The sequence below is a fragment of the Thiorhodospira sibirica ATCC 700588 genome (assembly GCF_000227725.2).
Lineage (GTDB): Bacteria > Pseudomonadota > Gammaproteobacteria > Ectothiorhodospirales > Ectothiorhodospiraceae > Thiorhodospira > Thiorhodospira sibirica.
In genome coordinates this window covers 155263-175637 of sequence record NZ_MU255057.1, presented here as the reverse complement: position 1 = coordinate 175637, position 20375 = coordinate 155263, and the positions used below count along the sequence as shown (strand labels likewise).

The window sequence follows — 20375 nt, the reverse complement described above, 5'->3', positions numbered from 1 at the left end:
CGCTCAACCCCAGGCGCTGGGCCGCCTCGGCCTGCCGCAGATGCTTGTTCGCCACCGCCTGAATCATCTCTAGTCGGTCAATTTCTTTGTGACTCATCGTAATGTGCTCCTTCGTCATGCGTGCCCCTCCCGCTTAAATATAAAGGGGACATTTTAGAATTGGACGAAGGGGACATTACTGCTTTGGGCTAACATGTGGCGCGGGTGTCCCTTGTGGGGAATTGTAAGGCGCTGTTAGAATGACCTTTGCTTCGTCGGTAGATGGCCCCGCCCTGGATATTGAATCCTGATGGCATCAAGGTTTGGCCAGGCCTCAGCGAAGGATTTTGTCTAGCTTTTTTGTGAGGGCCTGTGCGTGGCCAATATTGTAGTCATAGATGATGATCCGCTATTTTGTGACCTGCTCAGTACCATGCTGGGACAAGACGGCCATCGCGTCACGGCCGCTTCAGATGGTGAGGCGGGGCTTGCGTTGGTGCAGCGTAATCCGCCAGATCTGGTGATTACCGATATTTTAATGCCCAGGCTTGATGGGGTGGATATTATCCGCCGCCTGCATGTGTCGCATCCCGATTTGCCCATCATTGCCATTTCCGGCGGGCGGCGCAGTATTTCAGCGGAGTTTAATCTAAATTCGGCAACCTTGATTGGTGCGCGTAAAACCCTGGCCAAGCCCTTTACCCGCCAGCAACTGTTGCAGACGGTCAAGGAAGTGCTGGGTTAGTCCGTCCCGCCCTGCCCTTTGTAAGGAACTTCGATTCTGCAGACAGTCAAAGTTTCCACATTCGTAGATGGTCTCACTCGGTGAAACAGTCGGCTTACGGCTTCATGCGTCGGCCTGTTTTGTCTGCTTTTAGTCTGCGTTTGCGGTGTCCATTGGGTCGTATCCCTCAACCTTTAAAGAGTCTTCTAAAAATTATGAAAAAAACCGTGCATTGTTTTGCGGCGTTGTGGGCCGCTTACGCCTTTGTGTTTGCGCCATTGGCGGTAGCAAATGATCAGGCGGTCGTTGATCAGCTGCGTGAGCGTTTGGCCACAATTATTCCCGGCAGCCCGGATACGATTGTGCAAACGCCGGTGAATGGTTTGTATGAGGCGCGTTATGGTGCAAATATCTTGTACCTGAGTGCGGATGGCCGTTATGCGATGCAAGGTAATCTGGTGGATCTGGAGACGCGCGATAATCTCACCGAGAGCAGCCGCACCAAGGCGCGCGGTGAATTGATTCGCGGGGTGAGCGAGGCCCAGACGCTGGTGTATGCGCCCAAAGGTGAGGTCAAGCACACGGTGACGATTTTCACGGATGTGGATTGCCCCTATTGCCAGCGGCTGCACGCCGAGATTGGCGAGCTGAATAATGCCGGAGTGAAGGTGCGCTATATTCTGTTCCCGCGCAGTGAGGAAGGCTCCCCCAGTTATGTGAAAAGTGAGCATATCTGGTGTGCCAGTGATCGCAAGAAGGCTTTTGATGCCGCCAAGGCAGGCAAGCCTGTAGCTGAGAGTAAAAGCTGTGATAGCCCGATTGCCCAGCATCGGGCTCTGGGTGAGTCCATGGGCGTCGGCGGCACCCCGGCGATTGTTCTGGACAGCGGGGATATTATTCCCGGTTATCGCCCCGCCAATGAATTGGTGGTGATGTTTGAACAGTTGGCGCTGATCAACGCCCATCGCAATGCGCAGTAAATCCATCATCTTGCCCTGATGGATGGCGCAGGCTTTGCCAAGACCGTATTGCTCGCCTGGACGGGGGCCTCCGGTGCGCACTATGGCCTGCGCCTGCTGGAGTGTTTAATACAGCAGCATGTGCGGGTTTATCTGACCCTTTCTGACCCGGCGCGGGTGGTTTTGCACACCGAGACCGCCTTGCGCCTCCCTCCCTCCCTCGCAGACACTCAAGCGTTTTTAGATGCGCACTTTGCAACGGCCCCAGGGCAGTTGCAGGTGCTGGCGCGCGATCAGTGGACGGCACCGGTGGCCAGTGGCTCGGCGCAGCTGGATGCGATGGTGGTCTGTCCTTGCACCACGGCAACCCTCTCAGCCATTGCCACGGGCGCCAGTCGCTCGCTGACCGAACGCGCCGCTGATGTGACCCTGAAAGAGCGGCGCACGCTGATTTTGGTGGTGCGGGAAACCCCCTTATCGGCGATTCATCTGGGCCATATGCTGAGCCTGGCACAGATGGGGGCAGTGATCATGCCCGCAAGCCCGGCATTTTATCACCGGCCGCAAACGCTCAATGATCTGGTGGATTTCATGGTGGCCCGCGTGCTGGATCACTTAGGCATCCGCCATTCGTTGATCCAGCGCTGGGGTGAAACGGACATCTAAGCTAGCGTTGACTGCGGTAGTGGTTCAGGCGACCTTCGAGGGAATCATCCCCCAGATATTTAGGGGCAATCGCCTCCAGCGGTGTGCTGCAGCGGGTGTTTTCGCCCGACGTGCAGAGGCTGTCTAGCGACAGGGTGTGATAGCGATCCATGGAAAACGGCTTACCCGGCAAGATTCCCAACAGGCGCGCCTGCAGGCGTGATGCACCGTCAGGCAGGGGCACAATGAGGCGGCGCTGGCCGGTAAGTGTCGCGGTGTAGCGCACTAATTGCGCCAAGGTGTACACCTTGGGGCCGCACAGATCATAGCGCTTGCCGACGCTGTGACGCTGCTTGAGTGCCTGTGCCATGCAGGCGGCCACATCTCCGGCAAACACCGGGGCACAGCGAAAGCCGGGGCAGGGCACGAAAAACACCGGGCTGAAGCGCAGCAGCGTGGCAAACTCCGTGAGAAAACCATCCTGTGGCCCAAAGATCATGGACGGGCGAAAAATGGTGGTCTGGGTCTCACCGGCCTGGGTATGCACCAGGTTTTCGCCCTCGCCTTTGGTGCGCAGGTATTCGCTGGGGCCATTGCTGGCATCGGCATTCAGCGTGCTGACATGCAGCAGTCGCGCCACCCGCTGTTCACGGCAGGCGCTCATGATCTTGCGCACCAGATCCACATGCAGATGACGCAGGCGGGTGTCGGGATGGCGTCCTTCATCAAAGCTGCCCACCAGATTGATCACCGCATCCACACCGCTAAAGAGCCGGTTTAGGGTGGCCGGATCGTGGATATCTGCCTTGATCAGCCGCACGCCGGGCACGATCAGCAGATGACGGTGCCGGTAGGGGTGGCGCGTGATCACGTTAATCATGCGCTGCGGACTGGCTAACTGGCTGAGCACATGCTGACCTAAAAAGCCGCTGCCGCCTAATACGCAAATCGTCTGAACCATCATAGCGTTAAAATCTTTAGCCTCGACAATCAGTGACCAATCAGGGCGTCGATGTGGGCCACCACGCTACGCCCCAACGCCGACAGCGAATATCCCCCTTCCAGACTGGAGACGATGCGTCCCTGCGCGTGGCGTTTGGCAATCTTTTTTAGTTCGGTGGTCACCCAGCCATAATCGGCCTCGACCAGGCGAAAATCAGACATCTCATCTTCGCGATGGGCATCAAAACCGGCCGAGATCATGATCAACTCCGGTGCAAAGGCCTCCAGACGCGGCAGCCAGTGCTGGCTGACGGCCTCACGAAAGGCCTGACCATCCGTGCGCCCCGGCAAGGGGACGTTGACAATGTGATCGGTTTGGGTATCTGCACCGGTGTGTGGATAAAAGGGGTGCTGGAAGGTGGAGCAAAACAGCACTCTGGGGTCATTGCGGAAGATGTCCTCAGTGCCATTGCCGTGATGGACATCAAAGTCAATCACCGCCACCCGCGAGAGCTTATATTCTTCCAGGGCATGGGCCGCCCCTACGGCGATATTGTTGTACACACAAAAACCCATCGCCCGGGCACGCTCGGCATGATGGCCCGGTGGGCGCACATTGCAAAACACACTTTCGGCTTCTTTACTCATGACCAGATCAACCCCGAGCACCGGCGCCCCGGCTGCCCGGCTGGCGGCGGTGAGGGAATGTTCGGTCAGACAGGTATCGCCCTGATCCAGGCAGATGATTTCCTGGTCTTGCGGCGCACTGCGCTCGACAAAATCCAGGTAACTGACATCATGTACCCGCTCCAGCTGTTCGCGAGTGACTAAGGGGGCGTCATAATGGCGCAGTAGAATACCGATGCCGGAGGCAATGAGTTGATCATCAATCGCCGCAAGTCGGTCAGGGACTTCAGGATGGTGGCTGGCCACACGATGTAGCAGGCAGTCGTGGTGACTGATCAATGCAATGCTCATAAAAAGCGCACGCTCACAGGTTAGCTCAAAGGGTGCAGGGAAATTAGCAAGATGGCGGCGCAAAGTCCACAGCGATTTACGGGGCTGGCTGGGTGAACACGCCTGTGCATGGGGACTTTGGATCGGCGTGAGCTGTTACCTTAGGTAACAGCTGTTTCCTAAGGTAACAGATGCAAGCTTTAAAATAAGATATAACTAAATGAAAATTAAATATAAAAAAATCGGCACACTCTGTGCTTTGGGCATGGCCATGAACTCGACAGCGTGAGTTTAAAACGTCTAAGTCTATGTCCGGGGCCCACGCGATGCATTCTTCTGAAGGGCAAAATGGCGTATTAACGCCTGTGCTTGAATTTTTGCGCCAATATCCGCCATTTAACCAGATGGAGGCCAGCGATCTGGAGTTTCTGGCAAAACGTCTGCGGCTGATTTTTTATCCCCGCGGGGAGCTGATCACCAGCCCTGAAGCCGGACCGGCGCAAAGTTTTCACATCATCAAACAAGGTCGGGTGCATGCCGAGCTGGCCCCGGTGCGCCAGGACAACACTGAAAAACTCATGGATCTGGGACCGGGCGAGTGCTTCCCGGTGGGGGCCTTGCTGTCGCGTCGGCCGGTGCGAGCCGTGTATCAGGCCGCTGAGGACACCTTTTGCTTTGAGCTGGATTACGACGATTTTCACAAGCTGCTCAAGCTGTCTAACCCCTTCAACAGCGCCTGCACCTTGCGTTTGGCCAATCTTTTGGATCAGGCCCATCGGCAGGTGCAAAGTCAGGCCAGTCAAGGCCTGGGCAATGACACCTCGCTCAATATCCGCTTAGCCGAACGGATTCGCCGCGCCCCGATTACCTGCACGGTCCATACCTCATTGCGTGAAGTCTTGCACACTATGGACCGTGAGCATGTGGGCAGCATGATTGTAGTCGATGAGGCGCATCGTCCGATTGGCGTGTTTACCCTGCATGACCTGCTCAACCGGGTCACTTTGCCGGAGCGCAGTCTGGATGATTCCATCGAGACGGTCATGAGCCCCAATCCGATCACCCTGACACCAGCGGCCTTTGCCTTTGAGGCGGCGATGCTGATGGCCTATCATGGCTTTCACCATGTCTGCGTGGTCGATCAGGGCAAACTGGTGGGCGTGATTTCCGAGCGGGATTTGTTTTCGCTGCAACGGGTTGGGCTGGTGAATCTCAGCCGTGCCATCCATCGCGCCCAGGATATCGACAAGCTGGCGCGCTTTGGTCGCGACATTCATCTGCTCATCGGCCAGATGATTGCCCAGGGGGTGCGCGTTGAGCAGATTACCCAGATCATTACCCTGCTCAATGATCATGTGACCCGCCGGGCCATTGAGATCTGCATGGCCGAGCATCCCGACACCGGGATTGAATTCAGCTGGCTGGCCTTTGGCAGTGAGGGCCGCGCCGAGCAGACCCTCAAAACCGACCAGGACAACGGCATTTTGTTCAGCGTGCCGGATGGACAAAGCGCCGATGCCGTGCGCGCTAAACTCTTGCCCTTGGCGCTGCGCATCAATCAGGCACTGGATCAGTGTGGCTTTCCGCTGTGTACCGGCAATATCATGGCCAGCAACCCGGAATGCTGCCTAAGCTTTGATGAATGGCGGCAGCGCTTTGCCCGCTGGATTGATCAAGGCACGCCGGAACACCTGCTCAAGTCGAGCATCTTTTTTGATTTTCGCGTGCTGATGGGGCCTGCTGAGCCAGCCGATTCATTGCGCGCCTGGCTGTTGGACAAAACTGCCAAAAACAGCCGTTTTCGGCGGCAGATGGCCGCTAACGCGATGGGCTTTCGGCCACCGCTGGGCTTTTTAGGCGATTTTCGCGTGGCCACCAAGGGGGCGCATCGCAACACCCTTGATCTCAAACTCAACGGGGTCACCCCGATTGTGGATGCGGCACGGATTATTGCCCTGAGTGCCGGGGTGCAGGAAACCAATACCACCGAGCGTCTGCGCCGCGCCGTCAGCCTGGAGGTGCTCAATGAGGAAGATGTCGCTGCCTGGATTGATTCCAGTCAATATATCCAGATGCTGCGGATGCGCGTGCATCAGCAACAGGCTCTGGAAGGCAAGCCTTTGAGCAATCATGTCAATCCGGATTTACTCAATGATCTGGATCAGCGCATTCTCAAGGAGGCCTTCCGTCAGGTGCGCAAGCTGCAGTCCCGGCTGGCCACGGAATATCAATTGTAAATTCCATGCAATCAAAAACTTACAACATAAATCGTTAAAGGAGAGTTTACGCTCAATTCAATAAATAATCAGTTTATGCGATCGTTTATTTTATGCTTGCTGGGTGACATCGCCAAAATTCGGCGACTAACCGCCATCAGGCATAAAAAAGACGCTACATTGGGGTTAACATTGCACGTTGTGTGTTGTGCTTGGTACTGGATGTGTATCCGGGCGCCAAGGCAGTGCATAGCCTGTTAATGGCAACATTCACTTAATTTGGAGATGATGAAATGGTTGATGAAAATAAACCACAGGCGGACGAAGAAAACAAAACGCCTGCGGCTGACACACCACCACTAAAGACTGAGGCAGAGGCTGCACCCGCTGCTCCTGTCACCCCGCCAGCAGCGGAGCGCGCCGCCATTCAGGATGCAGACCGTGAAAGTTACTGGAAGGCCAATGTACGCCTGCTCAGCATCTGTCTGGTGATCTGGTTTGTGGTTTCCTTTGGCTTTGGCATCTTGCTCGCGCCCTTGCTGAACCACATCAGCCTTGGCGGCTATCCCTTGGGCTTTTGGTTTGCACAACAAGGCTCGATCTACGTCTTTTTGCTGCTGATTTTGTTTTATGCCTGGCGCATGGGACAGATCGACCGCAAATTCAACGTTCACGAAGATTGATATCCAAACGCCATAAGGGGACCCTTCCATGGATCTAAAATTACTGACCTTTATTGTGGTCGGTGCCACGTTTGCGCTCTACATCGGTATTGCGATTTGGGCGCGTGCATCATCGACCAGTGAGTTTTACGTCGCCGGTAAAGGCGTCAATCCCATTGCCAACGGCATGGCCACCGCTGCGGACTGGATGTCGGCGGCCTCGTTTATCTCTATGGCGGGCTTGATTGCCTTCATGGGCTTTGACGCCTCGGTCTACCTGATGGGCTGGACCGGTGGTTATGTGCTGATGGCGATGCTGCTTGCGCCGTATTTGCGCAAGTTTGGCAAGTTCACGGTGCCTGAGTTCATCGGTGATCGTTTCTATTCACGCACCGCCCGTCTGGTAGCCATCATCTGCTTGCTGGTGATGTCGATTACCTATGTGGTCGGGCAGATGCGCGGCGTGGGGATCGCCTTCTCGCGCTTTCTGGAAGTGGATATCGCCGTTGGGCTGGCAGCGGGGATGACCATTGTCTTCATCTACGCCGTACTCGGTGGCATGAAGGGCATTACCTATACCCAGATCGCCCAGTATGTAGTACTGATCTTTGCCTACACCGTCCCTGCGGTCTTCATTTCCTTGCAACTGACCGGAATGCCGCTGCCGCAGATCGGTCTGGGTAGCACGGTTGTGGGTACCGATGGCGTTTATCTTTTGGATAAACTCAATCAGGTCATTGCCGATATAGGATTCCCGGCGTATACCGACCGCAACACCTTCAGTACGCTGAATATGGTGCTGTTGACCCTGGCGCTGATGATTGGTACTGCGGGTCTGCCGCACGTCATCATTCGCTTCTTCACCGTACCGCGTGTGCGTGATGCGCGTAAATCCGCTTTCTGGGCGCTGTTCTTTATTGCCCTGCTGTACACCACCGCCCCAGCCGTCGGTGCCATGGCCATCTACAACCTGGTCAAGACCGTACAACCGGGTGAAGTTGGCCATCCTGAAGGCAGCCTCCTGCATGAAGAACGCCCACGCTGGATGCACACCTGGGAAGCCACTGGCCTCCTGGAGTTTAAAGATCACAACGAAGACGGGCGCATTCAGTATTACAACGATAAAAACCCAGAGTTTTCTGCGATGGCCACCGAGGAATACGGTTGGCAGGGCAGTGAGCTGCGGGTCGATCGCGATATCATGGTACTGGCCAACCCCGAAATTGCCGGTCTGCCCAACTGGGTGATTGCGCTGGTGGCTGCGGGTGGTATTGCAGCGGCCTTGTCCACGGCGGCGGGTCTATTGCTGGCCATCTCCTCGGCGATTTCGCATGACCTCTTGAAGGGGATCATCATGCCCAAGATCTCGGAGAAACGAGAGCTGATGGCCGGGCGTATCTCCATGGTTGCGGCGATTCTGCTGGCCGGTTATCTGGGGCTTAATCCACCGGGCTTTGCCGCAGAGGTGGTGGCCCTGGCCTTCGGTCTGGCGGCCTCTTCGCTGTTCCCTGTGCTGATGCTGGGGATTTTCAGCAAGCGCATGAACAGCGCCGGGGCCATTGCCGGGATGTTGACCGGTCTGATATCCACCCTGTTGTATATTTTCATCTACAAAGGCTGGTTCTTCCTTCCCGGTACCAACGTATTCCCGGATAATGCCGATTACTGGCTGCTGGGCATCTCGCCGCAATCCTTTGGTGCCATTGGTGCAGCACTGAACTTTGCGGTCGCCATTGCCGTATCGCGGGTCACCGCACCACCCCCTGCACATATTCAGGAGCTGGTGGAAAGTGTGCGTGTACCGCGCGCCGGTTAAGGCTTTAAACCCTTAGCAGAAACGCTAAACGGCCCTGAGCCGACAAGCCTGGGGCCGTCTTTGGCGTCACACCGCAGCGCTCGACTTTCTCTACAGAAGGCCGGGCGTTTGCTTTGTGGTGATATCTAAAAAATCCGGCCAGGACGCCGCAGCCGCTGGATGTGGCGGCATCATCGTGATGCCGCTAAAAAAAGCGACACCGGGAAGGTGCCGCCACGAATGCACAAAAACAGCTCATCCCTTGGTAGACTATGGCCTGTCGAGCGCATGAGCATAAAAACCTTTGATTAAGGAGACCCACAACGATGTCAGAAGTCCATCTTCATAAAGTGATTCCAGAATTTGCCGCCAAGGCCCACGTCAACGCCGAACAGTATCAGGCGATGTATCAGCGCTCCGTGCAAGACCCGGAAGGCTTTTGGGCCGAACAGGCCGATACTTATCTGACCTGGTTCAAAAAATGGGACAAGGTGGTAAGTGGCTCTTTCACCGATAGCGACGTAGCCATCCAGTGGTTCTCCGGGGCCAAGCTCAATGTCGCCTACAACTGCCTGGACCGTCATCTGGAAAGCCGTGGCGATCAGGTCGCGCTGATCTGGGAAGGGGATGATCCCAACGCGGACAAAAAAATCACCTACCGCGAACTGCATGCCGATGTCAGCCGCTTTGCCAATGTGCTCAAAGCCCGTGGCGTGAAAAAAGGCGACCGGGTGTCGATCTACCTGCCGATGATTCCTGAGGCGGCTGTGGCGATGCTGGCCTGTGCGCGTATCGGTGCGGTGCATTCCATCGTGTTTGGCGGTTTTTCGCCCGATGCCCTGCGTGACCGCATTCAGGATGCCGACTGCCGTGTGGTGATCACCTCCGATCAAAGCCTGCGCGGCGGCAAAAAAGTTCCGCTGAAGAAAAACGCGGATAAAGCCATTGCTCAGTGCCCCGACGTACACACCTGTATCGTGGTACAGCATGGCGGTGATCCGGTGGAATGGCACGAACCGCGTGATGTCTGGTATCACGAGGAAATGGCCAAGGCCGACCCGCAGTGCCCCGCCGAGGAAATGGATGCCGAGGATCCCTTGTTCATCCTCTACACCTCCGGCTCGACCGGCAAACCCAAAGGCGCCATGCACACCACCGGCGGCTATCTGCTGCAGGTGGCCATGACCCACAAGCTGGTGTTTGACTACAAAGACGGTGAGGTGTACTGGTGTACGGCTGATGTGGGCTGGGTCACCGGGCATAGCTATATCATCTATGGCCCGCTGGCCAATGGCGCCACCTCCTTGATGTTTGAGGGGATTCCAACCTATCCCGACAATGGCCGCTTCTGGCAGGTCTGCGACAAGCACAAGGTCTCGATTTTTTATACCGCCCCGACCGCCATTCGTATGCTGATGGGCGCGGGCGATCAATTCGTCACCAAGCACTCACTGGATTCGCTGCGCCTGCTGGGATCGGTGGGTGAGCCGATCAACCCCGAGGCCTGGGAGTGGTATTTCCGCGTGGTTGGCAAAGAACGCTGCCCGATTGTGGATACCTGGTGGCAGACCGAAACCGGGGCACACATGATCTCTCCCTTGCCCGGCGCGGTAGATCTCAAGGCCGGTTCAGCCACGGTGCCATTTTTTGGGGTACAGCCCGTATTGCTGGATGATCGCGGCGAGGAAATCACCACCACCGTGGCAGAAGGCAATCTGTGCATCAAGGCCCCTTGGCCAAGCATGATGCGCAGTGTCTATGGCGATCACAAGCGCTTCATCGAAACCTACTTCAAAATGTATCCGGGCTATTATTTCACCGGCGACGGTGCCCGCCGCGATGAAGATGGCTATTTCTGGATCACTGGCCGGGTCGATGACGTGCTCAACGTCTCCGGGCATCGTCTGGGCACGGCAGAAATTGAATCCGCGCTGGTCATGCATCCCAAGGTGGCTGAAGCAGCGGTGGTTGGCTATCCGCACGACATCACCGGCCAGGGGATTTATGCCTACGTCACCCTGATGGCAGGCGAACAAGGCAATGATGCGCTGATCAAGGAGCTGATTGGTCTGGTGCGTGAAGAAATCGGGCCGATTGCCAAAATCAACCTGCTGCAATTTGCGCCCTCCCTGCCCAAGACCCGCTCGGGCAAAATCATGCGCCGCATTCTGCGCAAGATTGCCGCCAATGAGCTGGAAACGCTGGGAGATACCTCCACGCTGGCCGATCCCAGCGTCGTGGATAACCTCATCGACAACCGGCTGAACAAATAAGCCAACACCCTGCCTCCGCAGGGTCATCCTTGCGCCTGAGTGGATGTGCATACATGCACTCAGGCGCATCCCCCAGTAAACCAACCCAAACCACCCACCATGCTGTTATCCCTCAAACACCAGTTTTTGTTTGTGCATATCGCCAAAACCGGTGGCACCAGCGTGCGCGCCGCATTAACCCGCTACCGCTACCAAGGCCCGTGCGGCGTGCCGATGTGGCTGGCCAACAAACTCGACCAGCTCTGCAGGCATCGCATCGCCACCAAATTCCCGCGCCATGCCAAAGCCATCGCCGCCCAGGAAATGCTACCCGCCGAGGTCTACCGCAAACTTTATAAATTCGTTTTCGTGCGCAACCCCTGGGATTTACAGGTCAGCTCCTATCATCACCTGCAACGCGAACACCCACACCTCCTGACACACATCCATAGCTTTAGCGACTTCATCCGCTATAAATTCGACCCACAGCGTCCGTGGAATTATCTGCTGGATACCTCACTGGAGCGCCAGCGCGACTACCTGGTCGATCTGCAGGGAAACGTCATCGTCGACTACATTGGCCATTATGAGAATCTACAGGCCGACTTTGGGCATATCTGCACCCACATCGGGCTTAAACCAGTGGATCTGCCACACAAGCGCAAAGCCACCTCGCGCCAGGATTATCGGCGCTATTATGATGATGAAAGCGCCGAGCGAGTGGCACAGCACTATGCCCAGGACATCGCCCTGTTCGGCTATCAGTTCGACGGCGTATCGCCAGACTCGGCGATTGAAACCTTAAAGCGATAACCCCGCCCGCGCAGGGTTTCGATGAAGCGCTCCGTATCCGTGGGATCCAGCTTGCGGCGCAGCCGGGCAATCAACACTTCAATGACATTGCTGTCACGATCCTCATCGTGCGGATACAGATAATCTGACAGGGTTTGTTTGGAGATCACCTGCCCGGCATGGCGGCTAAGCTGTTCAAGCAGCAGATATTCAAAGGCTGTGAGGGAGATTGCGCGCCCATCCAGACTCACCGCCTGGGCATCGGTGTCTATCACCAGGGGGCCAAAATCCAGGCGCGCACTGACCGCCCCGGCCGCCCGTCGCGCCAAGGCCTTGAGCCGGGCCATCAACTCCTCAATATGAAAGGGCTTGACCAGATAATCATCCGCCCCCGCCTCCAGCCCTTCCACCTTCTCCTGCCACTGCCCCCGTGCGGTTAAAATCAACACCGGCACGCGGCGCTGCTGGGCGCGCAACTGACGAATCACCTCCAGCCCGGAAAGCCCCGGCAGGCCGAGATCCACCACTGCCAGATCCGCCGGATATTCCAGCAATTGATACAGGCCATCGTGCCCGTCACTGCTGGTATCCACCCGCCAACCTTCTGCCCGCATCCGCTGCGCTAACTGCGCCAGCAAGGCCGGTTCATCTTCAATCACTACGACGCGCATAACAATTCTGTTCCTGAAACACTTGGGCAAGTGAGGTATTGAGGGGTTTCGGTGATGTGCTCGGCGCTGAGCGCACCGTTCGATGCGCATGAACCGATGCCAAGACAATAAACGACAAAAGCTCCGTTCAGCAATCCCCACTCGCAATTAATAATGCACTTCAATCGCTTCACTGCCCAGATGGCTGCGTAGTTGTTCTAGGAGGGTGTCGTCGGGGTTTAGGTGCCAGGGCGGGCCGAGTCTAAACACGGCGCGGGCCTGGGTGTTTTCGTAGTGGATAAACACCGGGCATGGGCCATTGCGATGCGGGCTGAGCAGGCTTTCTAAGTGTGCGATCAGGTCGTGGTTAACAGGGGCTTTGAGTTGCACGACCATGCGCTTGGCCAGCTGGCGGCGGGCTTGTTCCAAAGACATCAGGGTACGGGCGCGGATGCGCACTGCGTTGTTGAACTCGTCGATGCCGCCGCTGCCTTCGACGATGACCAGTTGGTCTTTGTGCAGCAGGTGTTTGAAGCGCTCGTATTCTTCGCCAAACAGGGCGACCTCGATGCGAGCGGTGCGATCATCCAGGGTAAGAAAGCCCATTTTACCGCGCCCGCCTTGACGGGTGCGCAGCTGGATAATCAAGCCGGCAACGGTGAGCTCACATTCCGGCGCCCGGCGTTTTTTGCCGTCTCTATCGTTGTTCTGGCTTTGTCGTTCGGGTGAGCTGTGATCACAGATCTCGGTGGTCCACTCGGCAATGCTTTTGCCGGTGATGGCGCGCAGTTCTGTCTCATAGCGGTCAATGGGGTGACCGGTAAGATACAGGCCCAGGGTTTCTTTCTCGCCTTGCAGGCGGGTTTGATCGTCCCAGTCGGGAATGGTGGCGATGCTGATCTGCGTACCCGCGTCGAGCAGCGGCGAGGGTACTGGCTCCAAGGCCATGCCGAACATATCAAACTGCCCGGCGCTGGCGCTGCGTTGATGCTGATCGGCGCGGAGCATGGCATGTGGCAGGGCGTCCATCAGGCTGGCGCGATGGGCGCCGAGACTGTCGAGGGTGCCCGCCCGAATCAAGGCCTCCAGGGTGCGCCGGTTGAGTTTTTGTGCTTCCATGCGCAGGCACAGCTCGTCTAAATCCTGAAATTGCCCGCCCCGCTGGCGCGCCTGCAATACTGTCTCGATGGCCGCCTCGCCCACCCCTTTAATCGCGCCCAGGCCGTAGATGATGGTCTGTTCATCGCGGGCCGTGAAGATATACCCTGATTCATTGATATGCGGCGGCACCACGGCAAGTCCCATCGCCCGGCATTCCTCAATCAGGTTGACCACCTTGTCGGTGTGATCCATATCCGCCGATAAAACCGCTGACATAAACGCCGCCGGATAATGCGCCTTGAGCCACAGCGTTTGATAACTGACCAGGGCATAGGCCGCCGAGTGGGAATTGGAACAGCACAGCCCCGAGGCCAGCAAAAAATTATGGCCGGGGTGATCGACTTCCAGGTCATAGCCTTGCGCCCAGCCCACAAAACGCACGGCACGCGGATGGCGTAACACCACCCGCGTGGGAAAACAGCCTGCGCTGTGCGCCGCCAGATCGCTCAAGGCTTCGTCCGCCGCCACCCCCCAGACCGATTCATTGTGCTGCATAATCTGCCACAAAGGCCGCTGACCATGATGTGTCAGCCATTTATGATCCAGGGTGCAACGCTCCACCGTGCCATCATGAAAACGAACCTCCCATAAACTCACCTGACCATGATCATGCAGCGCCACCACCGCAGCGGGCGTAACACGGCCATCGGGGTTCATGCTGAACACCTGATCCCCCGGCCTGCAGTCCTCAATGGCTTTAATCCCCTCAGCGGTATACACCCGCGTCCCCGCCGCCAGGGTTTTGTTAAAGCCATAACCGGCAAATTTTTCCATCAGATCGAAGATGTAATTGGCATTGTCCTGCACAACCCCGTTCGCACTGGAACCGCTGACAAATATCTCGCGCTGCTGAGCCATCTCCTCGGGCTTCTTCTTTCCCATGGCCCGGCGCAGTAAATCCGCGCCGCCGAGGCTGTAGCCGGCGAGAACCTGGGCGATTTGCATGACCTGTTCCTGATACAAAATAATCCCGTAGGTAGGCTTTAGGATCGGTTCCAGGCTGGGGTGGGGGTATTCGACCTTGGCGCGGCCGTGCTTGCGATTGATGAAGTCGTCTACCATGCCCGATTGCAGGGGGCCGGGTCGATAGAGAGCCACCAAGGCGATGATTTCTTCAAAATTATCCGGTTGCAGGCGCTTGATCAGCTCTTTCATGCCGCGTGATTCCAGCTGAAAGACGGCGGTGGTTTCCTGGCGCTTGAGCAGGGCAAAGGCCTGTTGATCGTCGAGCGGAATATCGTCGATGCGCAGGGGGGGCAGTTGGGCCTGGGTGCGCTGGGCGTTGATGGCCTGGACGGCCCAGTTGATGATGGTCAGGGTGCGCAGGCCGAGAAAGTCAAATTTGACCAGACCGATGGCCTCGACATCATCTTTGTCAAAGTGGGTGACTACGCTTTGGCCATCCGCTTCACAATACAGCGGCGAGAAATCGGTAAGCTGTGAGGGGGCAATGACCACGCCCCCGGCGTGTTTACCCGCGTTGCGCGCCACGCCTTCAAGCTTTTGCGCCAGATCAATGAGGGTGTGTACTTCTTCGTCCTGTTCATACAGGCGCTTGAGTTCTTCTTCTTGGGCCAGTGCCTTGCTTAAGGTTATGCCCAGTTCAAAGGGAATCAGCTTGGCAATGCGGTCTACAAAACCATAGGGATGTCCGAGGACGCGCCCCACATCGCGCACCACGGCCTTGGCGGCCATGGTGCCGTGGGTGATGATCTGTGAGACTTTCTCCCGGCCATAGCGCTGTGCGACATAATCAATCACCCGATCACGCCCTTCCATGCAGAAGTCGATGTCAAAATCGGGCATGGAGACGCGCTCGGGGTTTAAAAAACGCTCAAACAGCAGCTCGTAGCGTAAGGGGTCCAGATCGGTGATTTTGAGGGCATAGGCCACCAGCGAACCGGCCCCGGAGCCACGTCCCGGCCCTACCGGGATGCCGTTGTCCTTGGCCCACTGGATAAAGTCGGCGACAATCAGAAAATAGCCCGGAAAGCCCATCTGACAGATGACATCCAGCTCAATCTCCAGCCGTTCTTCATAGGCCTGGCGGGGGATCGTCTGGGTAGGGTCTTGCAGCAGGCGTTCCAGGCGCTCGCTTAACCCCTGGCGCGATTGCATGCGAAAATACTCATCCACGCTCAGCGGTGGGGGCACCGGGTAATCAGGCAGTACACTTTTGCCCAAGGTGATACTTAGATTGCAGCGGGTGGCAATCTCCAGGGTATTTTCCAGGGCCTCGGGCAGATCGGCAAACAGCGCCGCCATGTCTTCGGTGCTGCGCAGATATTGTTCTTCGCTGTAGCGGCGTGGCCGTCTCGGATCATCCAGTACATGACCTTGATGAATGCACACCCGCGCCTCATGGGCCTCAAAATCCTCCCGGTCAAGAAAGCGTACATCGTTGGTCGCCACCACCGGCAAATCCAGGGCTTGGGCCATATCCACGGCGGCCTGCAGATAGCTTTCTTCGCGAGCACGCCCGGTACGCATCAACTCCAGATAGAAGCGATCCGGGAAGCAGCGCGCCCAGTGCGCCGCCAAAGCCTCTGCCTGGGCGGACTGACTGAGCAAGGCCCGCCCAATCTCGCCGCTGCTGCCTGCAGATAAGGCAATCAAGCCCTCCGTTGTGTGACCGAGCCAATCGCGGGCAATGATTGGTATGCCGCTGTGCTGATTCTCCTGATAGGCACGACTGAGCAAGACGCTCAAATGGCGATAGCCGACCTCATTTTGGCACAGCAACACCAGCCGGGAGGGCGGCTCAGACAGACGGGCAGCGCTGACCCAGACATCGGCGCCGATCAGAGGCTTGATGCCAGCTTTAAGGGCCGCTTTATAAAATTTCACCATGCCAAACAGATTGTGCTGGTCGGTGACGGCGCAGGCCGGTTGCCCTAGCTCCTTGAGGCGTTTGCACAGCGGCCCGATGCGTACCAGGCCGTCTTGCAGGGAGAATTCGGTGTGCAGATGGAGATGAACAAAAGGTATTTTCACAGATTTTTCAGTCGGCTGCGGCATCGCCAGCGGAGGAGCAGCGATGCCATAAGATTATCGTTTCAGGTGCGGGTCAAGCGCATCGCGCAAAGATTCACCCAACAGATTATAGGCAAACACGGTCAGAAAAATCGCACCGCCGGGAAAGGCCGCCATCCACCAATTAAATGTAGAAGACTGCACCGCCTGATTGAGCATCTGCCCCCAGGACGGATCATCCACCAGCCCCAGACCCAGAAAGCTTAAGGTGGCCTCCGCCAAAATGGCAGAAGCCACACCAAAGCTGGCAGCAACCAGCACCGGCGCCATGGCATTGGGGAGCATGTGACGAAATAACACCGAATGCAGCGGCAGGCCACAGGCAATCGCCGCCTGGACATACTCCTGTCCGCGCAATTTTAAAAATTCTGCGCGCACATAACGGGCATAGCCCGACCACGAGGTGATGCCGATGATAAACATCATCATGTACAGACTGCGCCCAAAAAAGGCCACAAAGGTCAGCAGCAAAAACAGGGTGGGGATGGCCTCAAAAATCTCCACCAGACGCATCCCCAGCATGTCCACAATCCCGGAAAAATAGCCCATCAGGCCACCAATCACCACCCCAATGGACAAGGCAATGCCGGTGGCAATAAAACCAATCGCCAGGGCGATGCGGGCGGCATGAATCATGCGCGAGAGCACATCCGCGCCGTTTTCCTCGGTGCCGAACCAATGACGCCGCTCGCTGCCGGTCAACGGCCCTTCCAGACCGGTGTCGCCGTAATCGCGCAGATAATCCTTGGGTGAGTAGGGAATCGGCGCATGAATCACCCAGTCATAACGCTGCTCGGCCTGTGCCTGGCGGTATTGCTCGTAAATCACCAAGGTCGGCGGACTCACCCAAAGATGGGTGAGCGTGAGCGTTGTCACTAAAAACCCCAGCACCCACAACAGCCGCGTTTTCCAGCGGCGCAGGCTCAGAGCGATCGGCAAAGCGATCAACACACACAGCAATAAACTCCAGTCCACGGGGCCAAGATGCGCCAACATGGGGCTGTGAATCACCCCCTGCTCGGAAAGCAACAAGGGGTGCGAATTGGCCAGCAGCGGGGCAAAAACCGCCAAAACGACCAACAGCCCAATCCACAGCAAACCGATGCGCGCCCCCCAGCGGATCAAGACATCCCCCAAAATCCGCCGGGCATAGCTTTGTGGCGCGTGTCGTTGTGTGCGCTCTGCCGAGAGGGGCGCAGGCATGGTCATCAGTTTCTCCTCCGAAGGTCGCGGCGGCTTCTAGCCGTCGCTTTATCAGCGAACGCAAGCTGCGTCCGCCACACGAATCGCCAAGATGGATCGCCGAGTTGCACTCAGCAGGTTTTTAATCTGTGTCCCGACAGGCCGAGTACAACTCGGCGCTCCAATTGGGCACATAGCGGCAAACCGCTTGCCCTGCGTGCCTTGCACAGATCGGTTGTCACGCAGCAAAGCGCGTGCTAGGCTCAAATGCAAAACAACGGGCCAACATGCCCCATTCACACACACCACACCCTGACTTGTTGAGTTCATGAACGCTGCACACGATAAACTTTGGGGAGGCCGCTTTGCCGAACCTACCGACGCCTTTGTTGAAGCCTTCACCGCCTCGGTGGCCTTTGATCAACGCCTGTATCGTCACGACATCGCCGGCTCCAAAGCCCATGCGCAGATGCTGGCCAAGGTTGGCGTGCTGAGCGAGGCCGAATGTCAGGCCATTGTGCAGGGGCTGGATGCCATTTTAGCGGAAATTGAGCAGGGTCAGTTCACCTGGTCGATTGCCCGCGAAGATGTGCATATGAATATTGAGGCGCGGCTGATTGAGCGCATCGGCGAGGTCGGCAAAAAACTGCATACCGGGCGCTCGCGCAATGATCAGGTGGCCACCGATATCCGCCTGTATGTGCGCGAGGCCATTGATCTTATCCGGGCGCAGTTGCAGCGTCTGCAGCAGGGTCTGCTGGATCTGGCCGAGCGTGAGGCCGACACCATCATGCCCGGCTTTACCCATCTGCAAACGGCCCAGCCAGTGACCTTCGGGCATCATCTGCTGGCCTGGTTTGAGATGCTCAAGCGCGATGATGCGCGTCTGGCAGACTGCCGCCGTCGGGTGAATATCCTGCCGCTGGGTTCTGCAGCGCTGGCCGGTACCAGCTACCCGCTGGATCGGGCGTATGTAGCGCAGCTGCTGGGCTTTGAGGGCATTTCCGATAACTCCTTGGATGCGGTCAGTGACCGTGATTTTGCCATTGAGTTTTGCGCCGCCGGGGCTTTGATCATGACCCATTTGTCGCGCTTTTCCGAGGAATTGATTCTGTGGACCAGCGCCCAGTTTGGCTTTATTGAATTGCCCGATCGCTTCTGCACCGGCAGTTCCATCATGCCGCAAAAGAAAAACCCCGATGTGCCCGAACTGGTGCGCGGCAAAACTGGCCGGGTCAACGGCAATCTGGTGGCCCTGCTGACGCTGATGAAAGCTCAGCCGCTGGCCTACAACAAAGACAATCAGGAAGACAAAGAGCCGCTGTTTGACACCATCGACACCCTCTTGGGCTGCCTGCGCGCCTTTGCCGATATGATGCCGCATCTTCAGGTACGCCGCGAGGTCATGTACGAAGCTGCGCGACGCGGCTTTGCCACCGCCACCGATCTGGCCGATTATCTGGTGCGCAAAGGTCTGGCATTCCGCGACGCCCATGAGGTGGTTGGCCGCGCTGTGCAACACGGTGTACACAGCGGACGCGATCTGGCTGACATGAGCCTGGAGGAATTACGCGGTTTTTGTGAACGCATTGAGGCCGATGTCTTTGAGGTCCTGACCTTGGAAGGCTCGGTCGCTGCGCGTAAGCTGCACGGCGGCACTGCCCCGGCACAGGTGCGCCAGCGCATCCAGGCGGCACGCCAAGCGTAGCGACACCTTCCAGGTGTCGCTTGATATAGGCTAACGCAAGGATGCGTCCGCCACGTCCCGACCAGCCGACGGCACGTCGGCGCTCCTCAACCCCTTGAATACTGGAGGTATTGCATGTCCACCCCCCGTTTACTCGCCCTGTGTGGCAGTACCCGTAAAGCATCCCTGAACCGCAAACTGCTCCTGGTCATGGCGGAAGGTGCGCGCACCCTTGGCGCTGAGGTTGAACTGATCGAGCTGGGTGATTATTCACTGCCCGTCTATGACGAAGAACTTGAACAACAACAGGGCTTACCCGCCAACGTCACCCGCCTGCATAGCCTGTTTGCCGAGCATGATGGCCTATTGCTGACCTGCCCGGAATACAACGGCTTTTTTACGCCGCTGTTGAAAAACACTTTTGACTGGATCTCCCGCCCGCTCGCCGATGGTTCCGGGCGCTTTGGCGGTGTGCATTTACACGGCAAACCGGCGGGCGTTGGCACCGCCTCACCTGGCGGCCTGGGCGGTATCCGTGCCCTGCAACACACCCGCCACTACCTGGCCAACCTGGGCTTTATCGTCGTCCCGGAACAAATGAGCCTGGGCAACGCCACCCGCGCCTTTGATGCCGCCGGACAGCTCACTGACGAAAACCAGCGCCGCAGCGCTCACAGCGTCGGCACCGCCGTCGCCCGCCTGGCCCAAGCGCTCAGACAGTAAGGCCGAACTGGAACTT

Annotated in this window: 15 protein-coding genes; 10 read left to right on the top strand and 5 right to left on the bottom strand. The window is 57.3% G+C overall.

The features are described from left to right. Window positions 1-355: 355 nt before the first annotated feature. The 3 genes from THISIDRAFT_RS14330 to THISIDRAFT_RS14320 all read left to right on the top strand — a co-directional run bounded on the left by THISIDRAFT_RS14330 (window position 356) and on the right by THISIDRAFT_RS14320 (window position 2328). Window positions 356-724, top strand: a complete 369-nt coding sequence (locus tag THISIDRAFT_RS14330) for a response regulator (RefSeq protein WP_006786987.1) — start codon at window positions 356-358, stop codon at window positions 722-724. Between the two features lie 194 nt (window positions 725-918). Continuing rightward, on the top strand, window positions 919-1683 hold the full coding sequence (locus tag THISIDRAFT_RS14325; protein ID WP_006786986.1) for a DsbC family protein: 765 nt from the start codon (window positions 919-921) through the stop codon (window positions 1681-1683). Between the two features lie 18 nt (window positions 1684-1701). Further along, the gene (locus THISIDRAFT_RS14320) at window positions 1702-2328 is read left to right on the top strand and encodes a flavin prenyltransferase UbiX (protein WP_006786985.1); all 627 of its coding nucleotides are present in this window, start codon (window positions 1702-1704) and stop codon (window positions 2326-2328) included. Window position 2329: 1 nt separating this feature from the next. Here the strand turns inward: THISIDRAFT_RS14320 and THISIDRAFT_RS14315 are convergent, their stop codons facing one another. Continuing rightward, the gene (locus THISIDRAFT_RS14315; protein ID WP_006786984.1) at window positions 2330-3271 is read right to left on the bottom strand and encodes a complex I NDUFA9 subunit family protein; all 942 of its coding nucleotides are present in this window, start codon (window positions 3269-3271) and stop codon (window positions 2330-2332) included. 26 nt (window positions 3272-3297) lie between these two features. Next, the gene (locus THISIDRAFT_RS14310) at window positions 3298-4227 is read right to left on the bottom strand and encodes a histone deacetylase family protein (RefSeq protein ID WP_006786983.1); all 930 of its coding nucleotides are present in this window, start codon (window positions 4225-4227) and stop codon (window positions 3298-3300) included. Between the two features lie 305 nt (window positions 4228-4532). Here THISIDRAFT_RS14310 and THISIDRAFT_RS14305 point away from each other — a divergent pair, with 305 nt between their 5' ends. The 5 genes from THISIDRAFT_RS14305 to THISIDRAFT_RS14285 all read left to right on the top strand — a co-directional run bounded on the left by THISIDRAFT_RS14305 (window position 4533) and on the right by THISIDRAFT_RS14285 (window position 11944). Next, the gene (locus THISIDRAFT_RS14305) at window positions 4533-6443 is read left to right on the top strand and encodes a DUF294 nucleotidyltransferase-like domain-containing protein (RefSeq protein WP_050984862.1); all 1911 of its coding nucleotides are present in this window, start codon (window positions 4533-4535) and stop codon (window positions 6441-6443) included. Window positions 6444-6847: 404 nt separating this feature from the next. Continuing rightward, the gene (locus THISIDRAFT_RS14300) at window positions 6848-7105 is read left to right on the top strand and encodes a DUF4212 domain-containing protein (RefSeq protein WP_040851871.1); all 258 of its coding nucleotides are present in this window, start codon (window positions 6848-6850) and stop codon (window positions 7103-7105) included. 28 nt (window positions 7106-7133) lie between these two features. Then, window positions 7134-8900: a sodium:solute symporter family protein gene (locus THISIDRAFT_RS14295; RefSeq protein WP_006786980.1), complete on the top strand. Its 1767-nt coding sequence runs from the start codon at window positions 7134-7136 to the stop codon at window positions 8898-8900. 305 nt (window positions 8901-9205) lie between these two features. Continuing rightward, window positions 9206-11152 (top strand): acetate--CoA ligase, encoded by a 1947-nt coding sequence (gene acs, locus THISIDRAFT_RS14290; protein ID WP_006786979.1) that lies wholly within the window; start codon window positions 9206-9208, stop codon window positions 11150-11152. 99 nt (window positions 11153-11251) lie between these two features. Further along, a complete protein-coding gene (locus THISIDRAFT_RS14285) occupies window positions 11252-11944 on the top strand; it encodes a sulfotransferase family 2 domain-containing protein (RefSeq protein WP_006786978.1) in 693 nt (230 codons plus the stop codon). On the opposite strand, the gene THISIDRAFT_RS14280 is transcribed toward THISIDRAFT_RS14285, so the two are convergent. From THISIDRAFT_RS14280 to THISIDRAFT_RS14270, 3 genes are all read right to left on the bottom strand, one after another. Further along, a complete protein-coding gene (locus THISIDRAFT_RS14280; protein ID WP_006786977.1) occupies window positions 11893-12594 on the bottom strand; it encodes a response regulator transcription factor in 702 nt (233 codons plus the stop codon). The two genes, THISIDRAFT_RS14285 and THISIDRAFT_RS14280, sit on opposite strands and share 52 nt — an antisense overlap. 147 nt (window positions 12595-12741) lie before the next feature. Further along, window positions 12742-16752 (bottom strand): DNA polymerase III subunit alpha, encoded by a 4011-nt coding sequence (gene dnaE, locus THISIDRAFT_RS14275; RefSeq protein ID WP_006786976.1) that lies wholly within the window; start codon window positions 16750-16752, stop codon window positions 12742-12744. Between the two features lie 30 nt (window positions 16753-16782). Continuing rightward, the gene (locus tag THISIDRAFT_RS14270; RefSeq protein WP_006786975.1) at window positions 16783-17976 is read right to left on the bottom strand and encodes an ABC transporter permease; all 1194 of its coding nucleotides are present in this window, start codon (window positions 17974-17976) and stop codon (window positions 16783-16785) included. 301 nt (window positions 17977-18277) lie between these two features. Here THISIDRAFT_RS14270 and argH point away from each other — a divergent pair, with 301 nt between their 5' ends. Both argH and THISIDRAFT_RS14260 read left to right on the top strand, forming a co-directional pair. After that, a complete protein-coding gene (gene argH, locus THISIDRAFT_RS14265; RefSeq protein WP_006786974.1) occupies window positions 18278-19657 on the top strand; it encodes an argininosuccinate lyase in 1380 nt (459 codons plus the stop codon). 114 nt (window positions 19658-19771) lie between these two features. Beyond that, entirely contained in the window at window positions 19772-20359 is a 588-nt protein-coding gene (locus THISIDRAFT_RS14260; RefSeq protein ID WP_006786973.1) for an NADPH-dependent FMN reductase, read from the top strand. Window positions 20360-20375 lie beyond the last annotated feature (16 nt).